Raw genomic sequence first — 9,534 nt, forward strand, 5'->3', positions numbered from 1 at the left:
TTCGTTCAGGGTTATCGCTTAATCGCGGCTGCCGCCCATGAACGCCAGCAGGAACTGGAACATGTTCACGAAATCGAGGTACAGCGACAGCGCGCCCATGATGACGGCCTTGCCCATCATGTCGGTGCCCTGGACGTAATCGTACATCCCCTTGATCCGCTGCGTGTCGTACGCGGTCAGGCCTGCGAACAGAAGCACGCCGATCGCGCTGATCACCAGCGAGAACGCGCTCGACTGGAACCACAGGTTCAGCAGCGACGCGACGATCAGGCCGACGACGCCCATGATCAGGAACGTGCCGAACGCCTGCAGGTTACGCTTCGTGGTGTAACCGTAGATGCTCAGCGACAGGAACGCGACCGAGGTTGCGAAGAACGTGATCGCGATCGACGACCCCGTATAGCGCAGGAAGATCGTCGACATCGACAGGCCCATCACGGCCGCGAACGCCCAGAAGATCGCCTGCGCCGCGCCGGTCGACAGCTTGTTGATGCCGAAGCTCAGCACCATGATGAACGCCAACGGCGAGAACATGATGACGTACTTCAGAATGCCCGGCGCCATGAACACCTGCGCAGCCATCGAATCGACGCCGCCGCTGGCGAACAGCAGCGCGACGATACCCGTCAGCAGCACGCCCGACGCCATGTAATTGTACACCGAAAGCATATACTTGCGCAGGCCGGCATCGAACGCGGCCCCGCGCGTGCCCGGAACGCTCGCCCCGAAGGCGGTCGCGCTCGGCCGAGGGTCGGACCAGTTTGCCATCTTGAATTCGCTCCTTCACCCGGCTTCATGCCGGATGCGTCGCAATATCGCCCGCGATGGGCTATTTTTCAAGCGAACCCGCCGCTTGCCCTGGTCCAGCAAATCTTCGTTACAAAAGAACTCCATGCACCGCCTGTTCATAGCCCTCCGTCCCCCGCCCGTTATCCGCGAGACTCTGACCGCGACGATGGGCGGCGTGCCGGGCGCGCGCTGGCAGGACGATGATCAACTTCATCTCACCCTGCGCTTCATCGGCGCGATCGAGCGGCCGGTGGCGGAGGACGTCGCCGCCGTCCTGGCATCGATCGTCGCTCCCGTCCCGACGGTGCGCATCGCCGGTGTCGGTCGCTTCGACCAACGCGGGCGCACCGACACGCTCTGGGCGGCGGTCACACCCGGCGACGCGCTCGCCGCACTCCACCGCAAGGTCGATCAGGCGCTGGTCCGGGTCGGTCTCGACCCCGAGCGCCGCGCCTATCTGCCGCACATCACACTCGCCCGGCTGCCCCGCAGCATGGGCCACGGTCCCGCGATCGAACGCTGGGTCGCCGATCACGCGTCGCTCAACAGCGAACCGTTCACCCTTCCCCATCTGATCCTCTACGAAAGCCACCTCGGCCGCGAAGGTGCGCGGTACGACGCGATCGCCCGCTGGCCGCTCGGCTGAAGCTCTGTTAGGCGCAGGGCCGGTAAGGCGTCAGGGAGCGGATATGGCCAGCAACGCACACAATGCGAGCGGCGACGACTACAGGGCCACCGGCTACGCCTGGTACGTCCTGTCGATCCTGTTCCTGGTCTATATCCTCAATTTCGTCGACCGGCAGGTGATCTCGATCCTGGCCGAGGACATCAAGCGCGACCTGAACTTGAAGGACGAGGATCTCGGCTTTCTTTACGGCACCGCGTTCGGCGTATTCTATTCGCTGTTCGGCATCCCACTCGGGCGGCTGGCGGACAATTGGCACCGCGTCCGGCTGATGACCGCAGGCCTCGCGCTCTGGTCCACGATGACCGCGCTTTCCGGGCTGTCGAAAACCGGCGGGCACCTCGCCGCCGCGCGCATCGGTGTCGGCATTGGCGAAGCGACCGCCAGCCCCGCGGCCTATTCGTTGATCTCCGACTGGTTCCCGAAACGGCTGCGCGCAACCGCACTGTCGATCTATTCCGCCGGGCTGTACGTCGGCGGCGGCGCGTCTTTGTTCGTCGGCGGCCTCGTCGTGCAGCGCTGGAACGCGGCCTACCCTGGAGGCGGACCATTGGGGCTGGTCGGCTGGCAGGCCGCATTCATGGCGGTAGGCATTCCCGGCCTGCTGCTCGCTTTGTGGATTGCAACCCTGCGCGAGCCGATCCGGGGGCAATCGGAGGGTCTTCATCAGGAACCACACCCCGCCCCGTTCCGCGCCTTCGTCGAAGACCTCATCACCATCATCCCACCGCTGACCCTGATCGGCGCGATCCGCGGCGGGCCGCGCGGCATCGCGATCAACCTGCTCGCCGCGGGACTGGTCGTGGCCGCGGTCGCGTTTCTCGTCTCGATCGGCGAACCGATCACGCAATGGACCGCGGTCGGCCTCGGCGTGTACGCCGTCTTCTCCTGGGGCAGCACGCTGAAGCGCCGCGATCCGCCGACCTTCGCGCTGATCATCGCAACCCCGGCGTTCCTGTGCACCGTCGTCGCTTATGGCCTGAACGCCTTTGTCAGCTACGCCTCGGGTTTCTGGGCGGCGCCCTATGCGATGCGCGTGCTGGGCGTGTCGCCTGCAGAGGCGGGCCTCATCATCGGCAGCAGCGGCGCATTGTCGGGTTTCCTGGGTGTCACGGTCGGCGGCATCGTGGGCGATCGGCTACGCAAGACCAACCCCGCCGGACGTCTGATCATGGTCATCCTCGGCGCGGTCGTGCCGGTGCCGTTCGTGATCCTGGGCTTCACCACGACGTCGCCCGTGACGCTCTACGTCTGCCTGTTCCTCGCCCAGTTCACCGCCAGCCTCGCGCTCGGCAGCGCCGCGGCCACGACTCAGGATCTGGTGCTGCCACGGATGCGTGGCACCGCTACCGCAACCTTTTTCATCGGCACGACGTTGCTTGGCCTTGCGCTCGGCCCGTATCTCGCGGGCCGCGTGTCGACGCTCAGCGGCAGCCTATCGACAGGCATGCTCTCGTTGCTGCTGTCGGTCCCGATCACCCTCGCCGCGGGGATCGCCGCCTACAGACTGGTCCCGAAGGCCGAGGCGACGCGCGAAGCCCGCGCGCGCGCCGCCGGGGAGCCGATCTAACCGGCTCCCCAACTCACCTCACGACGGCTGAAACACCCCGCACGCGATCCGCGCGCCGCTGTTCCCCGACGGATCGGTCATCAGATCGTCGGCCTGAGCGTGCACCACCATCGCCGCGCCGTCGGCATCCATCAGCCCGGCCATCGTAGCGTTCGGAATGGTCGCGCCGATCGTCCCGCGCCCGCCGCTGTCGATGATCAGGTTCGGCAGGTCGCCCTCATGCGGACCCTGCGGGTTCATCGACCCGTGCTTCATGCTCGTCGGGTTCCAGTGCCCGCCTGCACTTTCGAAGCCCGGTCCGTCGCAGCGTCCGACCATGTGGACGTGCGCGCCGTGCGTCCCCGCGGGCATCGCCTTCGCATCGATCGTGAAGCGCAGGCCGCCCGCCACTTCGGTCGCGGTCGCGCGCCCGACATCCACACCGGCCGCCGTCTTCAGCATCGCAACCGCCTTCGCGCCGCCCGCCACCGGCGCGCCGGTTTCGATCTTGTCCTCGTTACAGCCCGCCAGCGCGAGCGCGCCAAGACCCATCAGCATGATCGTCCGCATCGCATATCCTCCTGTTATGGATCGACGAACCCGAAAGACGGGCTCAGGTTCCGCTGCTCATTCGCGCCCGCGCGCGATCAGGCCGACCAGCCGCCGACAACTCGCCGCCTGCTGCAGGAACGCCACCGTCAGCACCGCGTTCAGGACGACGATCTCGACCAGGAAGAACCACAAAGGGCTGCCCGCGATCATGCTGACGCCCAGGATGATCGTCCGGGGATTCGCCCCCAGCGCCTGTTGCAGCGGCAGGGTCGATCGACCCGCCTCGCGCGCAAGCATTGCGATCCGCCGCCGCTCGATCGGGTCATGCTCCGCGCTCGCCACCAGCGCGTTCACGCGCTGCGTCGGCCCGGTCACCGCTTCGGAGATCCACACGTACAGCCGCCCTGCAGCGCCGATCCCGCCCTGCGCGGCACGGTTCTGTCCAAGCCACGACACGCCGTACGCCCACCATTGATACGTCCGGCGCGAGCTTTCGGCGAACACCGATTGGACCACCCGCGACAGACCCGCGCCCACCGCCAGCACCCACGCCACCCAGCCAAAAGTATCGTCGAGCAACGCACCCAGCAGCAGGTACAGCACCAGATGCCCGCCATAGTCGCACAGCCCATCGACCACCTCGCCGATCGGCGACGCGCGCCCGGTCATCCGCGCCAGATCGCCATCGGCCCCGTCGACGACGTGCCACGCCACATGCAGCGCGAACCCCAGCGCAATCCCCAGCGCGCCCCCGACGATCGCGTACAGAATCCCCGCCGCGACCACCATCGCCGCCCCTGCGACCGACACCATGTTCGGCGTCACCGGAGTCGGCGCGAGCAATGCGGCCAGCCGTCTCGCCGCCGGATGGTAAACGATGCGGTTCAGGAAGCCCTGCAATTCGCGCGGCTTTCCCGTCACACCCGCCGTCAATTCGATCGTCGCCACGCGTCTTTGTCCCCTTGCTGCGCGTATACCACCCGATGCGTTCGCTTGACAGGCGTCGCGCATCTGTCACGACACCGCAATTCAAATGTCATCCGTCGGACACGTCCGGCAAGTGGGGTTCAATGACGACGATCAAGGTTGCGGTTATCGGTGTGGGCAATTGCGCGAGCAGCCTCGTGCAGGGCAAATATCATTACGCCGGCAGCAATAATTCTCACGGTCTTATCCATGAGGATATCGGCGGGTACAAGGTCGCCGACCTGGATTTCGTGGCCGCGTTCGACGTCGATTCCCGCAAGGTCGGCCTCGATCTGGGCGAGGCGATCTTCGCCAAGCCCAATTGCACGAAGGTGTTCCACGCCGACGTGCCGAAGACCGGCACGATCGTGAAGATGGGCGCGAAGCTCGACGGCGTCGCGCCGCACATGCTGACCGCCGCTAACGACCGCGGGTTCGAGATCGACGAGACGCGCGACGCGTCGCGCGCCGAGATCGTCGCCGCGATCCGTGAATCCGGCGCGGAAATCCTCGTCAACTTCCTGCCCGTCGGCAGCCAGGAAGCGACCGAATTCTACATGGAATGCGCGCTCGAGGCGGGCGTCGGCGTCGTCAATTGCATGCCGGTGTTCATCGCCAGCCGCCCGGAATGGGAAAAGCGTTTCGCCGATGCCGGACTGCCGATCATCGGCGACGACGTGAAGGCGCAGGTCGGCGCGACGATCGTCCACCGCGTGCTCAGCAACCTGTTCGGCCAGCGCGGCGTGACGATCGATCACACCTATCAGCTGAACACGGGCGGCAACACCGACTTCATGAACATGCTCGACCGTCAGCGGCTCGCGAGCAAGAAAGAATCGAAGACCGAAGCCGTGCAGGCGGTGATCGCCGAGCGGCTGGCGGACGAGAACATCCACGTCGGCCCGTCGGACTACATCCCGTGGCTGCACGACAACAAGCTCTGCTTCCTTCGGCTCGAGGGCAATCTGTTCGGCGACGTGCCGATGAACCTCGAACTGCGCCTGTCGGTCGAGGACAGCCCGAATTCGGCCGCGGTCGTCGTCGATGCGATCCGCTGCGTGAAGGTCGCGATGGAACGCGGCGTGTCGGGCGCGCTGAACGGTCCGTCGGCGTTCTTCTGCAAGCACCCGCCGCTGCAATATACCGATGACGTCGCGGCGCAGATGACCGACGACTTCATCCACGGCGACGCCCGGCTCGCCGCCGAGTAAGCTTACGTGAAAGCACTGATCGTCGCAGCCGGCTATGGCAGCCGGCTGCGCGAGGTTTCGCCCAGCAAGCCGCTGACGTTGGTCGACGGCGTCGCGCTGATCGACCGCGTGATCGCGGCTGCGCGCGCGGGCGGCGCGACCGGCTTCGTCGTCGTAACGGGGCATGAGGGCGACCGTCTGACCGCGCATCTGGCGGTGCTGGACCCCTCGATCACCTGCGTCCGAACCCCCGACTGGAGCCTGGCTAACGGGCATTCGGTGCTGACCGGTGCCGACGCGCTCGGCCCCGCACCGCACCTGCTAATGATGGCCGATCACCTGTTCGACCCCGCGATCGTCGCCGCCACGATCGCTGCACCCCACGCGGCGTTGACGCTGGCGATCGACCGCCGCCTCGACAATCCGCTCGTCGACATGGACGACGTCACGCGTGTTCGTACCGATGGCGACCGCATCGTCGCCATCGGCAAGCATTTGCCCGACTACGACGCGTTCGATTGCGGCGTGTTTAAGGTCGACGGCAACTTCCACGACGCACTCCGCCGCTCGATCGCCGACGGCGGCGCAGGCTCGATCTCCGCCGGGGTCGAGGCGCTGGCCGCAACCGGCGGCGCACGCACCGTCGACATCGGCGACGCCTGGTGGCTCGACGTCGACGACCCCAAGGCGCTGGCGCAGGCGGAAGAAGCGCTGGCCTGACGACCTGCTAAATCCTCCCCGGCACGGGGAGGAGTGCAAGCTTTACCTTGTCCCGATCTTCGCATCCCGCAATAGCACCCTCACCGCCGATGGAGGTACAATGCGCTGGTTCCTGACCGCCCTCGCCCTGCTCGCCGCTCCGACCCTCGCCGCCGACCGCGTCGTCGAGGGCCAGACCCCGCAGGCCCCCGTCACGCCCGGCAATTACCCGTACCAACTCTTCATCCCCAAAGGCTATTCCGCCAGCAAACAGGCGTGGCCGCTGATGATCTTCTTACACGGCTCAGGCGAACGTGGCGCGGATGTCGAGAAGGTGAAGCTCCACGGCCCGCCCGAAATCGTCGCGACGCATCCCGGCTTCCCCTTCATCCTCGTCTCGCCGTTGCTGGAAGCTGACGGCGACTGGGACACCGCGAAACTTGGCCGCCTGTTGCAACAGGTCCGCAAGGACTACCGCGTCGACCCTAACCGCATCTACCTGACCGGCCTCAGCCGCGGCGGGCACGCCGCGTGGCGCTGGGCGGCCGAGCGCCCCGATCTGTTCGCCGCGGTCGCCCCCGTCGCGGGCACGGGAAACTCCGCCATCGCCTGTCGCCTGAAGGATATGCCTGTGTGGGCGTTCCACGGCGACAACGACGATATCGTCCGCCCGATCGGCAGCTTCGCGATGGTCGAGGCGATCCGGCAATGCCCCGGCCTGACCGCACAGCCCGTGCTGACGATCTTCCCGGCGACCAATCACAATAGCTGGGACCAGTCGTACCGCGGCGACGCGCTCTACCGCTGGTTCCTCGAACAGCGCCGCGCTACGCCCGCCCCGAAACAATAGGAGAACTCGAAAATGCGCGAAGCCGCCATCGTCGCCACCGCCCGTACCGCCATCGGCAAGGCCTATCGCGGCGCCTTCAACGCGACCGAAGCGCCGGTGCTCGCGGGCCACGTCATGAACGCCGCGGTCGAACGCGCCGGGATCGATCCCGCGCGGATCGACGACGTGTTCTGGGGCGTCGGCGGCCAGTTCGGCACGCAGGGCGGCAACGCCGGGCGCATGGCCATCTTTGCGGGCGCGCTCCCGCATTCGGTCCCCGCCTTCACGCTCGACCGCAAATGCGGCTCGGGCCTTACCGCCGTCGCGCTCGCCGCGCGCTCGATCATCGCGGGTGACATCGACGTCGCGCTCGCAGGCGGCATGGAATCGATCAGCTTCACGGTGACGAAGGACGCGCCGCGCTACGTCAATAAGAGCGTCACGGAAAAAGTCCCCGCCGCCTACATCCCGATGATCGAAACCGCCGAGATCGTCGCCGACCGCTACGGCATCAGCCGCGAGCGCCAGGACGAATATGCCGCGATGAGCCAGCAGCGCGCCGCCGAAGGGTTGGCGAAGGGCGCGTTCGCCGAGGAAATCGCCTCCATCACCGTCGAAAAGGCGCTGTTCGACAAAAGCGGAGCGCAGACCGGCGTCGAAACCATCACCATAGCGCAGGACGAAGGCATCCGCGCGGGCACTACACTGGAGGGCCTGCGCGGCCTGAAGACGGTCTGGGCGGGCGGTGAATTCACCGGCCCCGGCAGCAACATCACCGCGGGCAACGCCAGCCAGCTATCCGACGGCGCGGCGGCGCAGATCGTCATGGACCATGCGACAGCAAAGGCCGAGGGCAAGGAAATCCTCGGCATCTATCGCGGTTTCCAGGCGGCGGGGTGCGAGCCCGACGAAATGGGCATCGGCCCGGTCTTCGCGATCCCCAAGCTGCTCGACCGCGCCGGGCTGTCGGTCGGCGACATCGGCCTGTGGGAATTGAACGAGGCGTTCGCGTCGCAATGCCTCTATTGCCGCGATCACCTCGGCATCGATCCCGCGAAATACAACGTCAACGGCGGCGCGATCGCGGTCGGCCACCCGTTCGGCATGACCGGCAGCCGCCTGGTCGGCCACGCGCTGATCGAAGGCCGCAAGCGCGGCGTGCGCTATGTCGTGGTGTCGATGTGCACCGCGGGCGGAATGGGCGCGGCGGGATTGTTTGAGGTCGCGTAGCGCAAGGTCGAGCAAAGCTCGATCGAGCCCGCGGCTACGCGACCGGCCGGCGGCGCTCAAGCGCCGTCCGACGACGCGGCTTTGCCGCGTCGCGCCCATGTAACAAAATGTTGCGCGACAACGGAACGCCCCCGGTACGATCATCGTTCTATAAGCGAAATCAATACCGGAGCATCACCATGTTGTGGACCGTCGTCGTCATCCTGCTCGTCCTGTGGCTGCTCGGCTTCGGCCTTCACGTCGCTGGCGGTTTGATCCACATCCTGCTCGTGATCGCGCTAATCGTCGGCCTGTACCAACTGTTCACCGGCCGCCGCGGGGTCTGACGCCGATCAGACGGCGAAGACAGGCGTGCGGTTCGCGCGCAGGCTATCCCACGCATAGAGCGCACATCCGGCCCAGATCAGGCCGAAGGTGACGATATGCACCGGCCGCACGACCTCGCCGAACAGCAATACCGCCTGCAGGAACTGCAGCGTCGGCGCAATGTACTGCAGCAGGCCCATTGTCGCGTAGCGCAGCTTCCGCGCCGCCGCGGCGAACATCAGCAACGGCGCGGCGGTGACCGCGCCCGCCAGCACCAGCAAGGCGTCGAGGCCACGCGTCTGCCCGAACGCGCCGTCCCCGCTCGCGCCCGCGTAAACGATCACCGCCAGGCACAGCGGCGCTAGCAGCAAGGTCTCGATCGTCAGCCCGCCAAGCGCGTCGATTGCGACGATTTTGCGGATCAGCCCGTACAGCCCGAAACTGACCGCCAGCGACAGCGAAATCCAGATCGCCCCGCCGCCCGCGAACGCCATCACCGCGACTCCGGCCGCCGCGATTCCCACCGCGATCGCCTGCCAGCGCCGGATGCGCTCGCCCAGCACCGCCATGCCCAGCGCCACGTTGACCAGAGGATTGATGAATGAAATAGCCTAGGCTCGCCTCCAGTACGTGCGCGTTCTGCACCGCCCAGATATAGACCAGCCAATTGACCGCGATCAGCGTTGCGCTGGCAGCCAGCAGCAGCAACGTCCGCCCCCGCGCCGCCGCCCGGATACTG

11 protein-coding genes are annotated in these 9,534 nt (G+C 66.6%); 7 read left to right on the top strand and 4 right to left on the bottom strand.

The genetic code is table 11. From position 1 onward, the window contains the following. Positions 1–18: 18 nt before the first annotated feature. The gene (locus M0208_RS07625) at positions 19–768 is read right to left on the bottom strand and encodes a Bax inhibitor-1/YccA family protein (RefSeq protein ID WP_258891117.1); all 750 of its coding nucleotides are present in this window, start codon (positions 766–768) and stop codon (positions 19–21) included. 124 nt (positions 769–892) lie between these two features. Here M0208_RS07625 and thpR point away from each other — a divergent pair, with 124 nt between their 5' ends. Continuing rightward, on the top strand, positions 893–1,435 hold the full coding sequence (thpR, locus tag M0208_RS07630; protein ID WP_258891118.1) for an RNA 2',3'-cyclic phosphodiesterase: 543 nt from the start codon (positions 893–895) through the stop codon (positions 1,433–1,435). Positions 1,436–1,478: 43 nt separating this feature from the next. After that, positions 1,479–3,044, top strand: a complete 1,566-nt coding sequence (locus M0208_RS07635) for an MFS transporter (RefSeq protein ID WP_258891119.1) — start codon at positions 1,479–1,481, stop codon at positions 3,042–3,044. 18 nt (positions 3,045–3,062) lie between these two features. Here the strand turns inward: M0208_RS07635 and M0208_RS07640 are convergent, their stop codons facing one another. Both M0208_RS07640 and M0208_RS07645 read right to left on the bottom strand, forming a co-directional pair. Then, complete coding sequence (locus M0208_RS07640) at positions 3,063–3,593, bottom strand: superoxide dismutase family protein (protein ID WP_258891120.1); 531 nt, start codon at positions 3,591–3,593, stop codon at positions 3,063–3,065. A gap of 57 nt (positions 3,594–3,650) precedes the next feature. Then, the gene (locus tag M0208_RS07645) at positions 3,651–4,523 is read right to left on the bottom strand and encodes a CDP-alcohol phosphatidyltransferase family protein (protein WP_258891121.1); all 873 of its coding nucleotides are present in this window, start codon (positions 4,521–4,523) and stop codon (positions 3,651–3,653) included. A 122-nt stretch (positions 4,524–4,645) separates the two neighbouring features. On the opposite strand from M0208_RS07645, the gene M0208_RS07650 reads away from it, so the two are divergent. The 5 genes from M0208_RS07650 (at position 4,646) to M0208_RS07670 (ending at position 8,815) form a co-directional block, all read left to right on the top strand. Continuing rightward, entirely contained in the window at positions 4,646–5,752 is a 1,107-nt protein-coding gene (locus M0208_RS07650) for an inositol-3-phosphate synthase (protein ID WP_258891122.1), read from the top strand. 6 nt (positions 5,753–5,758) lie between these two features. Further along, a complete protein-coding gene (locus M0208_RS07655; protein ID WP_258891123.1) occupies positions 5,759–6,451 on the top strand; it encodes an NTP transferase domain-containing protein in 693 nt (230 codons plus the stop codon). 265 nt (positions 6,452–6,716) lie between these two features. Further along, positions 6,717–7,280 carry an alpha/beta hydrolase-fold protein gene (locus M0208_RS07660; RefSeq protein WP_408988141.1) on the top strand — a complete coding sequence of 188 codons (564 nt, stop codon included), beginning with the start codon at positions 6,717–6,719 and terminating at the stop codon, positions 7,278–7,280. A 12-nt stretch (positions 7,281–7,292) separates the two neighbouring features. Further along, a complete protein-coding gene (locus M0208_RS07665; protein ID WP_258891125.1) occupies positions 7,293–8,489 on the top strand; it encodes an acetyl-CoA C-acyltransferase in 1,197 nt (398 codons plus the stop codon). Positions 8,490–8,668: 179 nt separating this feature from the next. Next, the gene (locus M0208_RS07670) at positions 8,669–8,815 is read left to right on the top strand and encodes a lmo0937 family membrane protein (RefSeq protein WP_258891126.1); all 147 of its coding nucleotides are present in this window, start codon (positions 8,669–8,671) and stop codon (positions 8,813–8,815) included. 6 nt (positions 8,816–8,821) lie between these two features. On the opposite strand, the gene M0208_RS18475 is transcribed toward M0208_RS07670, so the two are convergent. Further along, positions 8,822–9,376 (bottom strand): hypothetical protein, encoded by a 555-nt coding sequence (locus M0208_RS18475; protein WP_309546990.1) that lies wholly within the window; start codon positions 9,374–9,376, stop codon positions 8,822–8,824. Between the last annotated feature and the right edge of the window lie 158 nt (positions 9,377–9,534).

The sequence above is a fragment of the Sphingomonas sp. SUN019 genome, assembly GCF_024758705.1.
GTDB lineage: Bacteria > Pseudomonadota > Alphaproteobacteria > Sphingomonadales > Sphingomonadaceae > Sphingomonas.

What these genes read in the sequence shown, in the direction of transcription:
- M0208_RS07660 (WP_408988141.1), top strand. Translation starts at nt 6,717, where the DNA reads ATGATCTTCTTACACGGCTCAGGCGAACGTGGCGCGGATGTCGAGAAG.
- thpR (WP_258891118.1), top strand. Translation starts at nt 893, where the DNA reads ATGCACCGCCTGTTCATAGCCCTCCGTCCCCCGCCCGTTATCCGCGAG.
- M0208_RS07665 (WP_258891125.1), top strand. Translation starts at nt 7,293, where the DNA reads ATGCGCGAAGCCGCCATCGTCGCCACCGCCCGTACCGCCATCGGCAAG.
- M0208_RS07635 (WP_258891119.1), top strand. Translation starts at nt 1,479, where the DNA reads ATGGCCAGCAACGCACACAATGCGAGCGGCGACGACTACAGGGCCACC.
- M0208_RS07625 (WP_258891117.1), bottom strand. Translation starts at nt 768, where the DNA reads ATGGCAAACTGGTCCGACCCTCGGCCGAGCGCGACCGCCTTCGGGGCG.
- M0208_RS07650 (WP_258891122.1), top strand. Translation starts at nt 4,646, where the DNA reads ATGACGACGATCAAGGTTGCGGTTATCGGTGTGGGCAATTGCGCGAGC.
- M0208_RS07670 (WP_258891126.1), top strand. Translation starts at nt 8,669, where the DNA reads ATGTTGTGGACCGTCGTCGTCATCCTGCTCGTCCTGTGGCTGCTCGGC.
- M0208_RS07640 (WP_258891120.1), bottom strand. Translation starts at nt 3,593, where the DNA reads ATGCGGACGATCATGCTGATGGGTCTTGGCGCGCTCGCGCTGGCGGGC.